This window comes from Acidovorax sp. LjRoot204, assembly GCF_056175785.1.
The window spans coordinates 31,155-50,947 of record NZ_JBGFFF010000014.1 but is presented as its reverse complement, the minus strand read 5'-3'; the positions used below and the strand labels follow the sequence as shown (position 1 = coordinate 50,947).

Annotated in this window: 14 protein-coding genes; 10 read left to right on the top strand and 4 right to left on the bottom strand. The window is 67.4% G+C overall.

Annotated features, from left to right (window positions below):
• Positions 1-73: 73 nt before the first annotated feature.
• On the bottom strand, positions 74-886 hold the full coding sequence (locus AC04MI_RS05010; RefSeq protein WP_199170813.1) for a GntR family transcriptional regulator: 813 nt from the start codon (positions 884-886) through the stop codon (positions 74-76).
• A gap of 242 nt (positions 887-1,128) precedes the next feature.
• Here AC04MI_RS05010 and AC04MI_RS05005 point away from each other — a divergent pair, with 242 nt between their 5' ends.
• The 6 genes from AC04MI_RS05005 to AC04MI_RS04980 all read left to right on the top strand — a co-directional run bounded on the left by AC04MI_RS05005 (position 1,129) and on the right by AC04MI_RS04980 (position 8,838).
• Positions 1,129-1,875, top strand: coding sequence for a TetR/AcrR family transcriptional regulator (locus AC04MI_RS05005; protein ID WP_116749892.1), 747 nt, complete (start codon positions 1,129-1,131; stop codon positions 1,873-1,875).
• A gap of 2 nt (positions 1,876-1,877) precedes the next feature.
• Complete coding sequence (locus AC04MI_RS05000) at positions 1,878-3,047, top strand: efflux RND transporter periplasmic adaptor subunit (RefSeq protein WP_121942895.1); 1,170 nt, start codon at positions 1,878-1,880, stop codon at positions 3,045-3,047.
• A gap of 14 nt (positions 3,048-3,061) precedes the next feature.
• Complete coding sequence (locus tag AC04MI_RS04995; protein WP_288850282.1) at positions 3,062-6,244, top strand: efflux RND transporter permease subunit; 3,183 nt, start codon at positions 3,062-3,064, stop codon at positions 6,242-6,244.
• 41 nt (positions 6,245-6,285) lie between these two features.
• Positions 6,286-6,999: a protein-L-isoaspartate O-methyltransferase family protein gene (locus tag AC04MI_RS04990; protein WP_436075146.1), complete on the top strand. Its 714-nt coding sequence runs from the start codon at positions 6,286-6,288 to the stop codon at positions 6,997-6,999.
• 33 nt (positions 7,000-7,032) lie between these two features.
• A complete protein-coding gene (locus tag AC04MI_RS04985) occupies positions 7,033-7,386 on the top strand; it encodes a rhodanese-like domain-containing protein (RefSeq protein ID WP_055401749.1) in 354 nt (117 codons plus the stop codon).
• A 117-nt stretch (positions 7,387-7,503) separates the two neighbouring features.
• On the top strand, positions 7,504-8,838 hold the full coding sequence (locus AC04MI_RS04980; protein WP_056744773.1) for a TolC family outer membrane protein: 1,335 nt from the start codon (positions 7,504-7,506) through the stop codon (positions 8,836-8,838).
• Positions 8,839-8,890: 52 nt separating this feature from the next.
• Here AC04MI_RS04980 and AC04MI_RS04975 read toward each other — a convergent pair whose 3' ends face one another.
• From AC04MI_RS04975 to AC04MI_RS04965, 3 genes are read right to left on the bottom strand one after another with little or no spacing between them, the layout of a single operon-like run.
• Positions 8,891-10,264 carry a 3-deoxy-D-manno-octulosonic acid transferase gene (locus tag AC04MI_RS04975; RefSeq protein WP_436077265.1) on the bottom strand — a complete coding sequence of 458 codons (1,374 nt, stop codon included), beginning with the start codon at positions 10,262-10,264 and terminating at the stop codon, positions 8,891-8,893.
• Positions 10,261-11,040, bottom strand: coding sequence for a carbon-nitrogen hydrolase family protein (locus AC04MI_RS04970; RefSeq protein WP_436077264.1), 780 nt, complete (start codon positions 11,038-11,040; stop codon positions 10,261-10,263). Before AC04MI_RS04970 ends, AC04MI_RS04975 begins: the two co-directional genes overlap by 4 nt.
• 20 nt (positions 11,041-11,060) lie before the next feature.
• Positions 11,061-12,449: a phosphomannomutase/phosphoglucomutase gene (locus tag AC04MI_RS04965; RefSeq protein ID WP_436077263.1), complete on the bottom strand. Its 1,389-nt coding sequence runs from the start codon at positions 12,447-12,449 to the stop codon at positions 11,061-11,063.
• A gap of 163 nt (positions 12,450-12,612) precedes the next feature.
• On the opposite strand from AC04MI_RS04965, the gene AC04MI_RS04960 reads away from it, so the two are divergent.
• The 4 genes from AC04MI_RS04960 (at position 12,613) to AC04MI_RS04945 (ending at position 19,748) form a co-directional block, all read left to right on the top strand.
• Positions 12,613-14,214, top strand: a complete 1,602-nt coding sequence (locus AC04MI_RS04960) for a DNA-3-methyladenine glycosylase 2 family protein (RefSeq protein WP_436077262.1) — start codon at positions 12,613-12,615, stop codon at positions 14,212-14,214.
• An 80-nt stretch (positions 14,215-14,294) separates the two neighbouring features.
• Positions 14,295-14,846: a methylated-DNA--[protein]-cysteine S-methyltransferase gene (locus AC04MI_RS04955; RefSeq protein WP_436077261.1), complete on the top strand. Its 552-nt coding sequence runs from the start codon at positions 14,295-14,297 to the stop codon at positions 14,844-14,846.
• Positions 14,843-15,769, top strand: a complete 927-nt coding sequence (locus tag AC04MI_RS04950) for a DMT family transporter (RefSeq protein WP_099730309.1) — start codon at positions 14,843-14,845, stop codon at positions 15,767-15,769. The genes AC04MI_RS04955 and AC04MI_RS04950 overlap by 4 nt, the downstream gene beginning before the upstream one ends.
• Before the next feature lie 157 nt (positions 15,770-15,926).
• Positions 15,927-19,748, top strand: coding sequence for an EAL domain-containing protein (locus tag AC04MI_RS04945; RefSeq protein ID WP_436077260.1), 3,822 nt, complete (start codon positions 15,927-15,929; stop codon positions 19,746-19,748).
• Positions 19,749-19,793 lie beyond the last annotated feature (45 nt).

Sequence of the window (19,793 nt, the reverse complement as noted above, 5' to 3'; positions counted from 1 at the left end):
GACATGAAATGGCGGCGAGTACTCATGGGCATTCTCCTGGCAGATGGGTCGGGTTGAGGTTGGAGGAACGGATTCAGTGGAACTGGGCCGACAGCTCTTTGCTGACCCAGACCTTGGCGTCGATGCTGCCCACACGGGACAGCTGCATTTCGTATTCGTAGCGGTCCGGCCGGTACAGGCCGTGCAGCCACTGCACAGGGCGCTCCTGGTCGTCATAGATGAGACGGCGCACAGCCAGCAGTGCCGAGCCCACCGAGACATCCAGGTGGCGGGCCACGACAGCGTCAGCCAGCTTGGCCGAGATGGTCTGGTGCGCGCGGCCCACCTTGACGCCCGACTCTTCGAGCAGCACCAGGATGGGCTTGCGCGCCAGCTCGCGCCGTCCGAACTGGCGGGCAATGTCGGCGGGCACATAGGTGGTGATATGGGACAGCGGCCCCTCTTTGGTGCTCCGCACCCGGACCGCCTTTTGCACGGCGTCGCCCACCGCGATGTTCAGCGCGCCGGCCACGGCACGCGATGCTGTGACTGTGTCCACATCCAGCACCTTGACGGAGGTGCGCAGGCCCATGCTGACCAGGTTCTCCAGCAGGCCCGTGAGATGCGCGCGGCTGCTCTCGCCCTCACCGCCCGCGCCGTTGGCGGTAGCTGGGGCGGGTGGCACAGGGCGGGTGCCCCGGCCGGGCTCGCGGGAGATCATGCCCTCGCCTTCCAGCAGCTCCAGCGCGCGGCGCACCGTGACACGCGCCACCGCGAACTGCCGCATCAGCGCCAGTTCGCCCGGCAGGCCATCGGCAAACCGCCCCTCTTGCAACTGCTCGCGCAGCACCAGATAGATCTGGTGGTACTTGGGGAGCGGCAGGTTGTTGGACGGCATGGAGGTCATATTAGGAATAGTTCTAATGTCCTGTCAATAAGACATTTAGAAGCGAAATTTGTCTCGCTGCAGACATTTGCGGCACCGGTGCACTGCACCGAGCGCACGCAACCACCGTGCCAGCAAGGAGAGATGTGCACCGCATCAATGCGAAACGACGCGCCTTTTTGGCAGCTTGTGACAAGGCCGCATTGACGCGCCCACAGGCACTGGCTACATTACTAACCAGTCAGTCATTAAAAATAGCCGGTTTGACCACTCCCCCCCCACCCTCCTCTGCCACGACCAGCACCAAACGCGAGCGCCGCAAGGAAGCCCGCCCGGGCGAGCTGCTGGAGGCTGCTCTCGACCTGTTCGTCGAGAAGGGGTTTGCCGCCACACGGGTGGATGAGGTAGCGGCGCGCGCAGGGGTATCCAAGGGCACGCTGTTTCTGTACTTCCCCAGCAAGGAAGAGCTCTTCAAGGCGGTGGTGCGCGAAAACATCGCCGGCCGCTTTGCCGAGTGGAACAGCGAGCTGGAGACCTTTGTGGGAACCACCAGCGAGGTCCTGCGCTATTGCTACCAGGTCTGGTGGGAACGCATCGGGTGTACCAAGGCCTCAGGCATTACCAAGCTCATGCTCAGCGAGGCGCAGAACTTCCCCGAGATTGCGCAGTTCTACCAGCACGAAGTCATCCTGCCCGGCCAGGCGCTGATTCGCCGCATCCTGGAGCGTGGCATTGCGCGGGGCGAATTCCGCCCCGTGAACCTCGACTACGCCGTGTACCTGGTGCTGGCCCCCATGATCTTCCTCATGATGTGGAAGCACTCAGTGGGCGCCTGCGTGCCTGATGCCCAGGAGCTGACGCCTGAGCAATACATCGAGACGCAGATCGACAACATCCTGCACGGCCTGTGTGTGCGCCCCGAGGCGCCTGCGGCTTCCGGCGCAGCAGGCACATTGCCGTCTGACAAGCCGTCCCCTCCCCCTTCTTTCACGCGCTCGCGCACACCCTGACCATGAAACGCTGGATTCCCTGGATGGCTGCAGCCGTCGTTGTCGTGCTGCTCGGTGGCGGTGTCTGGCGTGCCATGGCGGCGCGGCAGGCGCAGCAGAAGGCTTTGGCCGAGGCGTCCACACAACGGGCCGAGGCACCGCTGCAGCTGGCGGCCGACGAAGTGATCACCGTGCAATCGTCCCAACTCTCGCTGGGGGTACCGGTATCAGGATCGTTGCGTGCCGTGGACTCGGCCATGGTCAAGGCACGCGTGGCCGGCGAGCTGCAGGGCCTGACTTTGCGCGAGGGCGACAGCGTCAAGGCGGGACAGGAAGTGGCCCGCATCGACCCGACCGAAGCCCGTGCACGCCTGCGCCAGGCCCAGCAACAGGCCGATGCAGCCAAATCGCAGGTGGACATCAACCAGCGGCAGTACAACAACAACCGTGCACTGGTAGACCAGGGCTTTATCTCTGCCACGGCGCTGGTCACCTCGCAGGCCAGCCTGGAAGCGGCCCAATCCAGCTACCAGGCAGCCGTATCGGCCGCCGATGTCGCCCGCAAGGCGCTGGAAGACACCGTCCTCAAAAGCCCCATCAGCGGCCTGGTGGCGCAGCGGCTGGCCCAGCCGGGAGAGCGGGTGCCCATCGACGCCCGCATCATCGAAGTGGTGGACCTCTCCCGCCTGGAACTCGAAGCCCTCCTCACCCCGGCTGACTCCGTCGGCGTACGTGTGGGTCAGAAGGCCCAGCTCACGGTCGAAGGCGCCTCGGCGCCGGTACAAGCCACCGTCGTGCGCATCAACCCCAGCGCCCAGGCGGGCAGCCGCACCGTGCCAGTCTATTTGCGGGTGGACCAGGCACCCCACAACGCCAGCCTGCGCCAGGGCCTGTTTGTGCAAGGCCTTCTGGCCACGGGCAGTGCGCAGGTATTGACCGTTCCATTGGATGCCGTGCGCACCGACAAACCGGCACCCTACCTCCAGACGATCAAGGAGGGCCGCGTGGCCTATGCGCCGGTACAGACGGGAGCGCGCGCCGTGGTCAATGGGCAGACCCTGGTCGCGGTGGACGGCGTACCCGTGGGCACGACGGTCATTGCGGGCCGCATGGGTTCGCTGCGCGAGGGCACGCCCGTGGCGGCGGCAACTGCTGCGCCGCAAGCCGCTCCCGCCTCGCGCACTGCGCCCTGACCAGCGGACGCGCCATGTGGTTCACCAAAGTCAGTCTTAAAAACCCCGTGTTCGCCACGATGGTGATGCTCGCCATCGTCGTGCTGGGCCTGTTCTCGTACCAGCGCCTCAAGGTCGATCAGTTTCCCAACATCGACTTCCCGGTGGTGGTGGTCACCGTGGACTACCCCGGCGCGTCGCCTGAAATCGTCGAGAGCGAGGTCACCAAGAAGATCGAGGAAGGTGTCAACTCGATTGCGGGCATCAACGCCCTCACCTCGCGCAGCTATGAGGGCACGGCGGTTGTCATCATCGAGTTCCAGCTCCACATCGACGGCCGCAAGGCCGCCGAGGATGTGCGCGAAAAGGTCGCCACCGTGCGCCCCTTGCTGCGCACCGAGGTCAAGGAGCCACGCGTGCTGCGCTTTGACCCTGCCAGCCGCGCCGTATGGTCGCTGGCCGTGTTGCCCGACGAAAAATCGGGTCGCAGCGCGGTGGAACTGACAACCTGGGCCGAGCAGATCCTGAAGAAGCGCCTGGAAAACGTGCGCGGCGTGGGCGCGGTGAACCTGGTGGGTGCGACCAAGCGCGAAATCAACATCTACCTCAACCCGCAGGCCCTGGAAGCCTTTGGCGTGACCCCCGACCAGGTGGCCAATGCCGTGCGCAACGAGAACCAGGACCTGCCCGTGGGTGCGATCCGCTCGCTGGCGCAGGAGCGCGTGGTGCAGATCGACGCGCGCATGGAGCGGCCCGAGGATTTCGGCAAGATCATCGTGGCCCGCAAGAACGGGGCGCCGGTGCGCCTGGACCAGGTGGCCCGCGTCAACGACGGCGCGCAGGAAGTGGAAAGCCTGGCGCTCTACAACGGCCAGCGCACGCTGCTGCTGTCGGTGCAAAAGTCTCAGGGCGAGAACACCATTGAGGTGGTCGATGGCCTGAACGCCGCCGTGGTGGAACTGAAGAACCAGCTGCCACCCGGGGTGCGGCTCGAAACCATTGGCGATAGCGCCCGCCCGATCCGCGTGGCGGTCAACAACGTGCGCCAGACGCTGATCGAGGGGGCCATCCTCACGGTGCTCATCGTCTTTCTGTTCCTGAACTCCTGGCGCTCCACCGTGATCACCGGGTTGACGCTGCCCATCGCGCTGATCGGCACGTTCCTGTTCATGAACATGTTTGGCTTCACCATCAACATGATCACGCTCATGGCGCTGAGCCTGTGCGTGGGGCTGCTGATCGACGATGCCATCGTGGTGCGCGAAAACATCGTGCGCCACGTGCAGATGGGCAAAGGCGCCTACGCAGCCGCCATGGACGGCACGCAGGAGATCGGCCTGGCGGTGCTGGCCACCACGCTGTCCATCGTGGCAGTGTTCATGCCCATCGGCTTCATGGGCGGCATCATCGGCAAGTTCTTCCACGAGTTCGGCATCACCATCGTCGCGGCGGTGATGATTTCGATGTTTGTGAGCTTCACGCTCGACCCGATGCTGTCGAGCATCTGGCACGACCCGAGCATTCATGCGCACGGCCAAAAGACGGCGCCCGTCACCTTCTACGACAAGACCATTGGCCGCGTCACCGGCTGGTTTGACCGCGCCACCGATGCGCTGGCAGAGGGCTATCAGCACATCCTGCGGTGGTCGCTGGTGCACAAGCTGGCCACCATGGTCATCGCCCTGGCGGTGTTCGTGTTGAGCGTGGTCATGGTGCCGCTGCTGGGCACCGAGTTTGTGCCCAAGGCCGATTTTTCAGAGACCTCCCTCAATTTCTACACCCCCGTGGGTTCGTCGCTCGAGGCCACCGAGGCCAAGGCCAGGCAGGTGGAAGGCATCCTGCGCGAGATGCCGGAAGTGCGCTACACACTGGCCACCATCAACACCGGCAACGCCCAGGGCAAGATGTACGCCAGCATCTACGTGCGGCTGGTAGACCGCAAGGACCGCAGCCGCAGCGTGGACCAGATGTCCGACGTGCTGCGCGAGCGCCTCAAGACCGTGCCCGGCATCACCGTGACCCATGTGGGCCTGCTGGACGCGGTGGGAGGCCAGAAGCAGGTGGAGTTCTCGCTGCAGGGGCCCGACCTGCGCGAACTGGAGCGCCTGACCAAAATCGTCACCGAGAAGATCCGCGACATTCCCGGCCTCGTGGACCTGGACACCAGCGCCAAGCCTGACAAGCCCGTGATTGCGCTGGATGTGAAGCGTGAAGTGGCGTCGGACCTGGGCCTGTCGGTGGCGCCCATGGCGGCCTCGCTGCGCACGCTGGTGGCAGGCACCACGGTGGGCAACTGGCGTGCGCCCGACGACCAGACCTATGACGTGAATGTGCGCCTGGCGCCCGAGGCGCGCACCACCCCGGCCGACCTGGAGCGCCTGCCCTTTGCCCTGGCCGCCACCGATGGTACGACCCGCATCGTGCGCCTGAACCAGGTCGCCAGCGTCACCGAATCCACCGGCGCCAACCAGATCAACCGCCGCGACCTGACCCGCGAAGTGGCGGTGAACGCCAACGTGTCCCAGCGCTCGGCCGGTGAAGTGTCGAACGACATCAAGAAGGCGCTGGAGACCGTGACCTTCCCGCCGGGTTACCGCTACCAGTTTGGCGGCTCCACCAAGAACATGGCCGAATCGTTCGGCTACGCCATCTCGGCACTGGCCATGGCCATCATCTTCATCTACATGATCCTGGCGAGCCAGTTCAAGAGCTTTTTGCAGCCGCTGGCGCTCATGACCTCGCTGCCACTCACGCTGATCGGTGTGGTGCTGGCGCTGCTGATGTTCCGCTCCACGCTGTCGATGTTCTCCATCATCGGCGTGGTCATGCTGATGGGGCTGGTGACCAAGAACGCCATCCTGCTGGTGGACTTTGCGATCCGTGCCCGCGAGGAACACGTGAATGACCAGGGCCAGACCGTGCCCGGCCTGCCCCGCGCTGACGCGCTGCTGCTGGCCGCCCGGGTGCGGCTGCGCCCCATCCTCATGACCACGCTGGCCATGATTTTTGGCATGGTGCCATTGGCGTTCGCGTTGTCCGAAGGGTCAGAGCAGCGCGCGCCCATGGGCCAGGCCGTGATCGGCGGGGTCATTACCTCTTCTCTCTTGACCCTGGTGGTGGTGCCGGTGGTGTATTGCTACATGGACGACTTGGCCCAGTGGGCGCTTCGCAAGATGGGACGTGCCCCGGCAGCGCCTAAAATCGAAGGTTTGTCCTGATCGCCCCGATCGGCCTTGCATCTGCCCCACGGAGAAATCCCATGAACCTGCCCCTGAACACGTCCGCCAACATCAGCGACCCCATCGCCCAGGCCCGCTACAACATGATCGAGCAGCAGATCCGCCCCTGGAACGTGCTCGATGCCGACGTGCTGGACCTGCTGGCCGTGGTGCGCCGCGAAGACTTTGTGCCCCCGGCCTACCGCAGCATGGCCTTCATGGACATTGAAGTCCCGCTGCTGGGCAATGACGCTGAAGAAGCCGTGCGCAAAGGCCACAGCATGCTGCAGCCCCGCGTGGAAGCGCGCATCCTGCAAGACCTGCGCATTTTGCCCACCGACCGCGTGCTCGAAATCGGCGCCGGCTCGGGCTACATGGCCGCCCTGCTGGCCGCCCGCGCCGAGCGTGTGGTGTCCCTCGAAATCCACCCCGAGCTGGCCGAAATGGCCCGCGAGAACCTGCGCGACGCGGGCGTGCAGAACGCCGACGTTCGCCAGGCTGATGGCGCCCGCGATGCCATCCCTGACGGCCCGTTTGACGTGATTGTGCTCAGCGGCTCCGTGGCCGAGGTGCCCAGCCACCTGCTGTCCCTGCTGCGCGATGGGGGCCGCCTGGGCGCCATCGTGGGTGGCGAGCCCGTGATGCGTTTCACCCTGACCCGCCGCACCGGCGACCGCTTTGAGACCACCTCGCCGTGGGACACCATCGCGCCGCGCCTGGTGAACTTCCCCGAGCCCTCTGGCTTCACGTTCTGACCCCCTGCCCTTCGGTTGCCTTCGGAGTTTTGCATGATCGATCACGTCCGCCCCGCCCAGCTGTCTGCCTGGTTTGCCGCTGCACCTGAAGGCAGCCAGCCCCTGGTGCTGGACGTGCGTGAGCCTTGGGAGCTGCAGACCGCCAGCGTGCGCGCCGACGGGTTTGAGCTGGTGGCCATCCCCATGGGCGAGTTGCCCGCGCGGCTGGCCGAGCTGGAGCCCGCCCGCCAGGCGCAACGCCCTATTGCCTGCCTGTGCCACCACGGCGCCCGCAGCCTGCGCGTGGCCTCGTTCTTGCAGCACCACGGGTTCGAGCATCTGGCCAACATCACCGGCGGTATTGACGCCTGGTCGCACGAAAGCGATCCGGCGGTGCCGCGCTACTGACGCCTTTTGTGGTTGATGGACCGTTGTTGATGGACCGCACTTGCCGCACCCATGCCCCAGTGCTGCCCGCCGCTGCCCACCCCGATTCGATTCGCAGACTCTTCCGAAGGACCCCCAATGACACCGTTTAGGCCCCTGTCCCTGTCCATCCTGTCCCTGGCGCTGGGCGCAGCGCTGTGTGCGCCAGCCCAGGCCCAAAGCCTGCTGCAGCTGGTGGAATCGGCCCGCACCTATGACACGGCCTGGCAGTCGGCGCGTGCGCAACTGGACGCCGCAGCCCGCAAGGCCGACCAGGCCCGCGCCGGCCTGCTGCCTTCCGCCGCACTCACCGGGGGCCTCACCCGCTCCAACGTGGAGCTGAGCAAACCCAAGATCGAGAACACCGGTACGGCACAGACCGTGGGTGTCAATGCCTCCCAGCCGCTGTACCGCCCTGCCAACCGCATCACGCTGGAGCAAGGCCAACGCGGCGTGGATGTGGCCCAGGCCCAGCTGGATGCCGCCACCCAAGACCTGCTGGTGCGGGTGAGCCAGGCCTACTTCGACGTGCTGGCTGCACAAGACACCCTCACCTTTGTGCAGGCCCAGAAGGCCGCCGTGTCCGAGCAACTGGCCGCCGCCAAGCGCAATTTCGAGGTCGGTACCACCACGGTGACCGATTCGCGTGAAGCCCAGGCCCGTTACGACCTGGTGATTGCCCAGGAGATCGCCGCCGAGAACGATCTGCGCGTCAAGCGCCTGGCGCTGGACCAGCTGGTCGGCATCGCCGGCACCAAGCCGCAGCCCCTGGCACTGCCGGTGCAACTGCCTGGCGTAGTGCCGGACAACCTTGCCACCTGGGTGGACACCGCCCGCGACCAGCAGCCCGGCGTGCGCCAGGCCGCCATTGCGCTGGACATTGCGCGGCTGGAGACCAAAAAAGCCGAAACCGGTCACCTGCCCACGGTGGACCTGCAGGCGGGCTACAACGTCACGCGCAACCTGCACGGCACCATCACCTCGCCCGGCGTCACGGCCCGCAGCAATGCCGCCAGCGTGGGCGTGGCACTGAACCTCCCCCTGTTTGCAGGCTTTGCCGTGCAAAACCGCGTGAAGGAAACCCTGGCCCTCGAAACCAAGGCCGAGGCCGACCTCGAAACCGCGCGCCGCAACGTGGCCCAGGCCACGCGCGCCGCGTTCTATGGCGTGCAGTCTGGCCAAGGCCAGGTGCAGGCCCTGGAAGCGGCCGAAGCCTCCAGCCAGAGCGCGCTGGACGCCAACAAGCTGGGCTACCAAGTGGGTGTGCGCATCAACATCGACGTGCTCAACGCCCAAAGCCAGCTCTACCAGACCAAGCGTGACCTGGCCCAGGCCCGCTACAACGTGCTGCTGGGCGGGCTCAAGCTGCGCCAGGCGGCGGGCACGCTGTCGCAGCAGGACATCGAAGCGGTCAACGCACTGCTGGCCAAGTAATGGGGCCTTGCACCCCGCGCCGGGGTGCATCCCGTGCATGAATTGCTGAAGCCTAGTGCAGGCCGCCCTCGGGCTGCACCAGCGCCACAATCGCACGCGCCGTGGCCTGCGCAGCCCCTCGGTGCGTGGCCGCGAACCGGGTGGCCCGCTCGCTGGCCTGTTCATGGGCGCGGGCGTCCCCCGCCAGCGCTGCAGCCTGTGCCATTCCTTGTGCCAGGTCGGGCACCCGCTGTGCTGCCCCCGCCGCGCACGCCAGTTCGGCCGCCTCGGCAAAGTTGAAGGTGTGCGGGCCAAGCACCACGGGGCAACCGCAGGCAGCGGCCTCGATCAGGTTCTGGCCGCCCAGTGGGGCGAAGCTCCCGCCCAGCAAAGCCACATCGGCCAGGCCGTAATACAGCGCCATTTCACCGATCGAGTCCCCCAGCCACACGTCAGCGGCCGCAGGTGCCGCAGCCCAGGTGCTGCGGCGCGACACCAACAGGCCGGCCCGCTGCAGCAGCTGGTGGACCTCGTCAAACCGCTGCGGGTGGCGCGGCACGATGAGCCATTGCACGGGGGGCAGATCAGCGTCAGATGCTTCACTATTGATAGCTGCCAAGGCATGATCCACTAGCGCTTGGGGCGATTTTTTCCGTATTTTCTGGATCTGCTCCAGCCACATGGCCTCCTCGCCCTCGCGGCTGCTGGCCAGCAAGACCACCGGGCGGCCGGTGCGCGTGCGCCACTCGCGGCCCCGCTCCAGCAGCTGTGCGTCGGGCACCACATCAAACTTGAGGTTGCCCAGCACACCACGCACCGGCGCGCCCATGGCCGCGAGCCGCGTGGCGTCTTCCTGCGTCTGGGCCCAGACTGCCGTCAGGCCGCCATACGCAGGCCGTGCCAGCGCTGACAGGCGCTGCGCCTTGCGCAGCGATATCTCGTTGAAGCGCGCATTGGCCAGCACCAGCGGAATGCGCCGGTGCCGGCAGCCCGCCACCAGGTTGGGCCACACCTCGGTTTCCATCAGGATGCCGATGGCCGGGCGGAACTTGCGCAAAAACCGACCCACGGCGCCCGGCGTGTCCCAGGGCTGCCACACCTGCACATCGCCCGGCAGCAGCAGCTTTTCGCCCTCGGCTCGCCCTGTGGCGGTGCCGTGGGTGAGCAACAGGCGCATGCCTGGCAGCTGTTCACGCAACTGGGCCAGCAAAATGGCGGCGGCCCGGGTTTCGCCCAGCGACACGGCATGCACCCACACAAACCGCCCCAGCGGGTCGGTGCTGCTGTGGGGCATCAGGCTGTCGATGGGGGCCGGGTAGCGGCCAAAGCGCTCGCCCACCGCGTAGGCGTAGCCCGGCTCGGCCACCGCACGGCGGCGCAGCTTGCGGCGCAGCAGCGGCTGCGCGCTCCAGGTCAGCAGCGAATACAGGGCCCGCGCGGCGTTCATGCGGGCACAGACAGGCTCAGCACACCACCCGCCCAGCCGCTGTCGCTGCGCTGTGCCCAGACGATGCAGGGCGCGTCACCCGGCGCAGCCACCACACAGCGGCCACCGGGCGCCCAGAAGGCGCTGCGCCCCGCACTCATGTAGCCACCGGACGTGCCGCTGTAGTTGGCGGCAAGCACCGCCATGTCGTGGTCACGCGCGTAGCCTTCCAGCATGGCCGATTCGGCCGCATAGGCCTTTTCGGAGATCAGCACGCCCGCCGCATACAGGGCTGCGCCCGCCCCGCGGGCCGCCTGGGCATGCTCGGGATGGGTGATGTCGGCGCACACGGCCAGTGCCGTGGGCTCGCCGGCCACCAGTTGCACCTGCGCGTCGTCCGTGCCCGCGCTGGCAAATTGCTCTTCGCTGTCGTGCAGATGGCGCTTGCGGTACAGCGCCACGCTGCCATCCGGCCCCAGCAGCCAGGCTCCAATGGCGGGCCGTGCGCCTGCCTCCACCGGCGCTGCCGGAGCACCCACCACCAGCGCCATGCCATGGCTCTGGGCCGCCTGGCGCAAGGCTGCCAGCACGGGGTGGTCGGCCGTCAGCACATGGTCGGCCATGAGCGAAGGCTCGTAGCCGATGAGCGACAGCTCCGGGAACTGCAGCAGTTGCACGCCCTGATGGGCAGCGGCCCGCACGCAGGCCAGGTGCGTTTGCAGGTTGCGCTGAAGATCACCGGGCGCCGACGGCGTCTGGGCGGCGGCGACACACAGGGGGGTGGAGAGCGAGAGCATCGGGCGTGCGGCAGGCAATGTCAGTGGCTGGCTGCGCCCACATGGGCGTCGGGCTTGACCCGGTGCAGCAGCGCCAGCATGGCAGCCTCGATGCGGGCCAGGGCTTCGGGGGTGTGGCCCTCAAAGCGCAGCACCAGCACGGGCGTGGTGTTGCTGGCGCGGATCAGGCCAAAGCCATCGGGCCAGTCCACGCGCAGGCCGTCGATGGTGCTGATGGCGGCGGGGGCGGCAAAGGTTTCGACGGCCAGGGCCTGCAGCTCGGCTGTCAGGCGGTGCGGTTCGCCCTCGGCGCAGGCCACATTCAGCTCGGGGGTCGAAAAGCTGGTGGGCAGCGCGTTCAGCACGGCGCTCGGGTCGCTGCTGCGGCTCAGGATCTCCAGCAGGCGGCAGCCGGCATAGGTACCGTCGTCAAAGCCGTACCAGCGCTCCTTGAAGAAGATGTGGCCGCTCATCTCGCCACCCAGGGGAGAGTTCGTCTCCTTCATGCGCGCCTTGATCAGCGAGTGGCCGGTCTTGAACATCACCGGCACGCCACCGGCCGCTGCAATGGCGGGCGCCAGGCGCTGGGTGCACTTCACGTCGAAGATGATCTCGCCGCCGGGCACGCGCGAAAGCACGTCTTGCGCAAACAGCATCATCTGGCGGTCGGGGAAGATGTTGGTGCCGTCCTTGGTCACAATGCCCAGGCGGTCGCCGTCGCCGTCAAAGGCCAGGCCCAGTTCGGCATCGCTGGCCTTCAGGGCGTCGATCAGGTCACGCAGGTTTTCAGGTTTGCTCGGGTCGGGGTGGTGGTTGGGGAAGTTGCCGTCCACCTCCGAGAACAGCTCGATCACCTCACAGCCCAGGGCGCGGAAGATGGCCGGGGCCGACGCGCCGGCAATGCCGTTGCCGCAGTCCACCACGATCTTGAGCGGCCGGGCCAGCTTCACGTCACCCACAATGCGTTCGCGGTATGCGGGCAGCACATCCACGTGGCGGACCGAGCCACCGGCCACCAGCTGCCAGCTTTCCTGCTCCATGGTGCGGCGCAGGCCCTGGATCTCATCGCCATAGATGGCGCGGCCGTTCAGCACCATCTTGAAGCCGTTGTAGTCCTTGGGGTTGTGGCTGCCGGTGACCTGGATACCACTGGTGCACAGCGTGCTGGCCGCAAAGTAGAGCAGCGGCGTGGTGACCAGGCCCACGTCGATCACCTCGATGCCCGCCTCCACCAGCCCCCGGATCAGCGCCGCCGACATCGCGGGGCCGGACAGGCGCCCATCGCGCCCCACCGCCACGGTGGTCTGCCCTTCCGCGCGTGCTGCGGTGCCAAAGGCCCGGCCCAGGCCCAAGGCCACGTCTTCGTTCAGGGTGGACGGCACGATGCCGCGGATGTCATAGGCTTTGAAGATGGCGGGGGTCTGTTGCACGCAGGGGGGCCTTTCGTGATGGGGTTGAAAAGTCCGCTGCATTGTAGGCGGCGGCCCTGGGGGTGATTGTCAGTCGATGCCTCAGACGTGCGCCCTGCCCTTGCCAAAGGCACAGGTCCGAAAACGGCCAGTGGTGCGAAGCCAGGCTCCTATGATCTGGCCCATGACCCCGACCGCCCCCCCCTCGTACACCGCCACGGATGTGGCATCCGACGAAGGCCGCTACCTGGCGCTGCAGGCGCGCGACGCGCGGTTTGACGGGCATTTTTTCACCGGAGTGACCTCCACCGGCATCTACTGCCGCCCCGTCTGCGCCGTGCGCACACCCCGGCGCGAGAACTGCCGGTTTTTTGCGCTGGCGGCGCAGGCCGAAAGCGCCGGATTTCGCCCCTGCCTGCGCTGCCGGCCGGAGCTGGCCCCCCAGGCGATGGTGTGGTCGGTGCAGGACGCCAGCGGCATTCTGGTGCAGCAAGCCGTGCGCCTGCTGGACGCGCCCGACCTCTGGCCCACACCGGCCGCACCCGGCGAGGGCAGCGCCACCGTGGCCCGCCTGGCCGAGCGGCTGGGCGTGAGCGACCGGCATCTGCGCCGCATTTTTGAGGCGGCCCTGGGCGTATCGCCGCTGCAATATCTGCAGACACGGCGGTTGCTCACGGCCAAGCAGCTGCTCACCGACACCGCCATGCCCGTGACGCAGGTCGCACTGGCCAGCGGGTTCGCCAGCGTGCGCCGCTTCAATGCCGCCTTTGTGGGGCATTACGGGCTCAACCCCACCCAGCTGCGGCGCAACGGTGGTGGCAGCGCCGCATCGGGTGCGGGGCGCACCAGCGCCGTGCGCCTGGCGTGGCGGCCACCACTGGACGTGGCGGCGTTGCTGGCCTTTTTTGAAAAGCGGCAGTTCCATGGCGTGGAGTGCGTGGTGCATGGTGCGGACGGCCCCGGCCTGCGCCGCACCGTGCGGCTGGCCAGGACCTGCACCGGCCTGCCGCAGGAGACCACCGGCTGGCTGAGTGCCCGTTTTGACCTGGCGCGCCACCAGGTGCTGCTGCAGACCAGCGACAGCCTGTACCCCGTGCTGCCGCTCGTCATCCGCCGTGTGCGTGCCATGCTCGACCTGGACGCCGACCCCGCAGCCATCAACGCCGTGCTGCACCCGCACTTTCCGGAGGGTGATGGCCTGCGTGTGCCCGGAGCGTTTGACGGCTTTGAGCTGGCCGTGCGCGCCGTGCTGGGCCAGCAGATCACCGTGGCGGCCGCGCGCACACTGGGCCAGCGGCTGGTGGAGCGGCTGGGTGAACCCATCGCCACGCCCTGGCCCGGGCTGCACCGGCTGTTTCCCACCGCAGCCACCCTCGCCTGCGCCGATGGCGACACGCTGGGCCAGCTGGGCATCGTGCGCCAGCGTCAAGCGGCCATCGTGGCACTGGCCCGCGCGGTGGACAGCGGCACCCTGCCCCTGCACGCGGGAGCCGACGTGCCGAGCACCACCGCCGCCCTGTGCGCCCTGCCCGGCATTGGTGACTGGACGGCGCAGTACATCGCCATGCGGGTGCTGCGCTGGCCCGACGCCTTCCCGGCGGGGGACGTAGCGCTGCACAAGGCGCTGGGGGTGCAGCAGCACAAGAACCCCGCACGCGCCGCGCAAGAGGCCTCGCAGGCCTGGCGCCCCTGGCGCAGCTACGCGGTGCTGCGCGCCTGGGCTGCCGGTGGCAGCAGTGCCGGAGCGGCTCAGCCTACAGATGCTCAGACACTATCAAAACAGTAGCACACCAGGCAATAAACACTAGCGCATGGTGCCAATTTCGACCAAAAACGGCCTCTCCCACTCTTTCAAGACCTCTCAGTATGCAGTTCCACTCTTTCACCGTGCAGGCACGGGCCGACACCCCGCTGGGGCCCGTGCGGCTGGCCGCTTCCCCCAACGGCTTGTCGGGCGTCTGGTTTGAAGGCCAGCGCCACGAGCCCACCGCCCACTTGCACGGTTCCGAGGCCTGGGCGTTGGCCCCTGGCGACCACCCTGTGTTGCAAGAAGCCGCCCACCAGCTGCAGCAATACCTGGGCGGGCAGCGCCAACATTTCGACCTGCCGCTGGACCTGTCGGGGGGCACGGCATTTCAGCAATCGGTGTGGCGCGCGCTGCTGCAGATTGGCCGGGGCCAGACCATCAGCTACGGCACGCTGGGCCGCCAGCTGGGCAACCCCAGCGCCGTGCGGGCCGTGGGTGCCGCCGTGGGTCGCAACCCGCTGAGCGTGGTGGTGCCCTGCCACCGTGTGCTGGGTGCCGACGGCAGTCTGACGGGCTATGCAGGCGGCCTCGATCGCAAGAGGGCTTTGCTGACGCTGGAGAATGCACCCCTTTTGGCCGCCGCAGCCCATCCCATGAAAGCCACCGCATGAACAGCCCCGCCACCCGGCCCGTCTCCACCTGGATCGGCGAATTCATCCTGCTGGCCGCACTCTGGGGCGCGTCGTTCCTGTTCATGCGCCTGGGTGCGTCCGACTTTGGTCCCCTGCCCACCGCCGGCCTGCGGGTGGCGTTGGCCACGGTGTTCCTGTGGCCCATCATGCTGCGCCAGGGCCACTGGCCTGCGCTGCGCCAGCATTGGCGGCCCATCCTGTTTGCGGGGGTCATCAATTCGGCGATTCCGTTCTCGCTGTTTTCCTGGGCGGTGCTGCACATCGCCACGGGTCTGACCTCGATCCTCAACGCCACGGTGCCGCTGTTTGGTGCGCTCATCGCCTGGGTGTGGCTGGGCGACCGCATCAACCGCCTGCGCTGGGTGGGGCTGGCACTGGGTTTTGTGGGCGTGGCCCTGCTGGCCTGGCGCGCACCTGCCGGCACCGGGTTCAAGACCGACCACGCCCACTGGGCGATTGCGGCCTGCCTGCTCGCGTCGGCGTTCTATGGCGTGTCGGCCAGTTTTGCGCGGCGCCACCTCACGGGGCTGCCGCCGCTGGCCACGGCCGCCGGCAGCCAGCTGGGCGCCGCGCTGGGCCTGGCCTTGCCCACGCTGTGGCTGTGGCCGGCGCAGATGCCCGGTGTACGCGCCTGGGCGGCCATCCTGGCCATTGCCGTGCTGTGCACCGGCATTGCCTACATCCTGTACTTTCGCCTGATCGAGCACGCGGGCCCAAGCCGCGCGCTGGCCGTGACCTTCATCACCCCGGTGTTCGCTGTGCTGTATGGCACGCTGTTCCTGGGCGAGACCATCACGCCGTGGATGGTGGGCTGCGCGCTGGTGATCGTGTGCGGCACTTTGTTGTCAACCGGACTTATCAGGACGCTGCGGCCCGCCCGGCCCACCTCAGAACAGGCCTAAACTTGGCGGATGGTTTTTTTATCGGGTGCATGCCTTCTGAGCAAGGCCACATGCGGCACAGGTCGCGACATGCACCCGCTCCTTCTTTTGGCTTGTCCGCCACGTTCCAGACCCGCAGCCGACCGCTTCAGCGACCAGACCACCCAGGGAAAACACCATGGGTAACAACACGCTGCTGGCGGGCACTGCCCTCATGCTGCTGCTGCTGGTGCCGGTCTGGCTGTCGCCGCAGGAGTCTCTGCACCCGTCCCGGCGCACCCTGATCCTGCTGGGCGTGGCGGGCGGGCTGGTCTCCATCGCAGCTTTCGAGGCGCTGCGATGGAATGCGCCGGAACTCCACATCGTGGCCTACCCCACCGCCACGGCGTTCGTGGCGCTGTTTTTTGGCGTGCCGGCGGCGGCCATCACCGCCGTGCTGGCCTTGCAGGCCGCGCTCTGGACAGACACCTCGGCCGTCTGGCCCGCCACCACCGTTCTGGGCGGCGCGCTGGCTACCGGCTGGGCGTGGCGCAGCCTGGGCCAGCGCTGGGCCTGGCCCGACTGGGCGCCACTGGCCGGACTGACCCTCACACTGCCGCTCGTGGTTTCGCTGGTCACAACGGCCACCAGCACGGCCCCTGAAGGCACCAGCAACATGCACTGGCACCATGGCGCTGGCGTGCTGATGCTCGGGATTGGCTGGCTGGTGATTGCCAGCCGGGCCCGCGCCGAGCTGGCGCGCAACGAGATCCAGCAGACACTGGGCCAGCAGGAGCACCAGCTGCGCCTGGCGCTGGACGCCCTGGGCGGCGGCCGCTGGGAATGGGACGTGGTCGAACGCCGGTTTTTCTGTGATGGCCGGTTTTACGAGGCCTATGGCATTACCAGTGCCGACTTGCAGTCGCCCGACCTCTGGCAGCGCTGGTACGCCCGGCGTCACCCGCTGGACGCTGAACGCAATGCCGCCAAGCTGGCCCGTGCCATGGACGGGCTGGAGGAAAGCTACGAGGCCGAGTTCCGCGTGATGGACACCCAGGGGCGGTGGCGCTGGCTGATGTCCCGCGGCACCGTCGCCCGGCGCGATGCGCAGGGGCGCCCGGCCAGCCTGATCGGCATGGACGTGGACATCACCGCCCACCGCGAGACCGAGGAGGCCCTGCTGTCCGCTGAGGCCAAATACACCACCTTCTACCAGACGCTGCCCGACCCGGCAGGCATCACCCGCATAGCCGACGGGCGCTACATCGATGTGAACCCGGCGTTCTGCGAGCTGCTGGGCTTCACGCGCGAGGAGGTCCTGGGCCGCACCTCGTCGGAGCTGCACATCTGGGCCAACGAGCACGAGCGCAAGCGGCTGCTGGACACCTACCAGCGAGAAGGCAAGGTGGACCGGTTGCCCCTGGTTGCGCAAAGCAAGGGGGTGCAGGTTCCGGGCCTGATGTCGGCACGCTCTGTGCTTGTGAATGGCGAAAACTGCTTTGTTTTCGTTTTCCACGACATGACCGAAGCCCAACGCACCAGCGACGAACTTCGGGCGCTCTACAACCAGCTGCAGCAAGCCGGCCGACTGGCCCGGCTGGGCGCATGGGAGGACGAGCGTGGCCGCGGCCTGGTGTATTGGTCGGACGTGTGTTTTGACATCCACGGCCTGTCACCCAACCAGCCGCCCCCCAGCGACTACATCGACCGCCATGTGGCCCCGCAGTACCGCGAGCCGCTGCGCGAAAAATTCTGCCAGAGCATCCGTTCACGCGCTGAGTGGAGCATGGAGATGGAGGTCTATCACGCCGACGGCCATCTTTTTTGGGTGCGCGCCCGGGGCGAGCCGGTGATCGAGAACGGCCGCGTGGTCAGGGTGCGCGGCGTGATGCAGGACATCGACGAAGCCAAGCGTGCCGAGCAGCGCCTGCGCCAGTCCGAGGAGCGCTTCTCGCGCATCTTCCATCTCATGCCCTACCCCATGGGCCTGTCGCACCGCAGCGATGGCCGCTATGTGGACCTCAACCCCGCCTGGGTCGACATGCTGGGCATTCCCCGCGAGGAAGCCATTGGCCGCACCGCAGTGGAGCTGGGCATCTTCACCGCCGAAGACCGCCAGCGCCTGATGGAGCAGGTCAGCCAGACCGGCCACCTCAGCGACTACGAAGTGACGCTGAACGTGCGCAATGGTCCCCGGCGCACCGTGCTGCAGTCCATGCGCGCCACCGAGTTTGATGGCGAGCCCTGCTGGCTGTTCTCGGTGCACGACATCACCGACCGCAAGCGCAACGAGGTGCAGGTGCGTGAACGCGAGGCCCTGCTGTCGCTCACCATCTCCGCCGCATCGCTGGGACTGTGGGACTGGGACCTGCAGACCGGCCTGGTCACGGGCGACCGCCGCTGGCGTGCCATGCGCGGGCTGCCGGTGACCGGCGACACCTCGGCGGCCGTGCAATGGACCACGGCCATTGCGCCAGACGACATCGACCGCATCACCACCGAGCTGTCGCGCCACACCGCCCACCTCGGCACCCCGTTTGACGCCACCTGGCGGCTGAACCAGCCCAACGAGCCGGTGCGCTGGGTGCGCAACCTGGGCAAGATCGTGGGCTTTGACGAGCAAGGCCGCCCGGCCCGCATGCTCGGTGTGGCCATCGACGTGACCCCCCAGCGCGAGCAGGAGGTCATGCTGCAGCGCCTGGCGTTGTACGACGCCCTCACCGGACTGCCCAACCGGGTGTTGTTGGCGCGCAAGCTGCAGGAATGCATGGCCCAGGCCCGTGACACCGGCAAGCAGCTGGGTGTGGCCTACCTCGACCTGGACGGCTTCAAGCCCGTCAACGACCGCCTGGGCCACGGGGCGGGCGACCGCTTGCTGGTGGTGGTGGCCGGGCGGCTCACGCGCGCACTGCAGCCGCTGGACACGGTGGCCCGGCTGGGAGGCGACGAGTTCGTGATCCTCATGCCTGGCCTCGGCTCGGTGAGCGACTGCGAACGCATGCTGGAACGCGTGATGGAAAGCGTTTCGGCCCCCTACACGCTGGACACCGAGCGCGTGGTCGTCACGGCCAGCATCGGCTACACCATCTTCCCGCAGGACGACGCCGACGCCGACACCCTGCTGCGCCATGCAGACCAGGCCATGTATGCCGCCAAGCAGGCGGGGCGCAACCGCTTCCACCAGTTTGACGCCGCCCAGGAGCGCGCCCTGCAGCTGCTGCGCGCGCAGGGGCACTACCTGCGCGAGGCACTGGCGCAAGCCCAGTTCATGCTGTACCTGCAGCCCAAGGTGGACATGCGCAGTGGCACGGTGGTGGGCGCCGAAGTGCTCTCACGCTGGCAGCACCCCGAGCGCGGCCTGGTGCCTCCCGGCGAATTTTTGCCACTGCTGGAGGGCACCGATCTGGAGATCGGCTTTGGCGAATGGGTGGCAGAGGCCGCGCTCACGGTGCTGGAGCAGCTGCAGGACCGGGGCATGCCCATGCCGCTGAGCATCAACATTGCTGCCCAGCACCTGCAGCAACCAGACTTTGCCGATTGGGTGGCCGGCTGTCTGGCGCGCCACCCCCGGGTGCCCGCGCACCTGGTCGAGATCGAGATCACCGAAAGCGCCGCCCTGTACGACCTGAGCGCCGTCGCCGACACCCTGAACGCCCTGCGCGCCATGGGCGTGACGGTGGCGCTGGACGACTTTGGCACCGGCTATTCGTCGCTGACCTACCTGCGCCGCCTGCCCATGGACACGCTCAAGATCGATCAGAGCTTTGTGCACGGCATGATGGGCGATCCGGGGGATCTGGCCATCGTGCAGGGTGTGATCGGCCTGGCACGCTCGTTCGGTTACCGGGTGATCGCCGAAGGAGTGGAAACCGTCGAACAGGGGCAGATGCTGCTGCAGCTGGGCTGCCTGCAGGCGCAGGGCTACTGCATTGCCCGGCCCATGCCGCTGGAGGATTTTATCGGCTGGACGCCCACCTGGCAGCCGCCTGCGGGGTGGCAGCGGAACCGGCCGGTTTTGTAGCATTAAAACCTTGCCAGGCGCTAGTATCGTATGCACCAGAAGCTA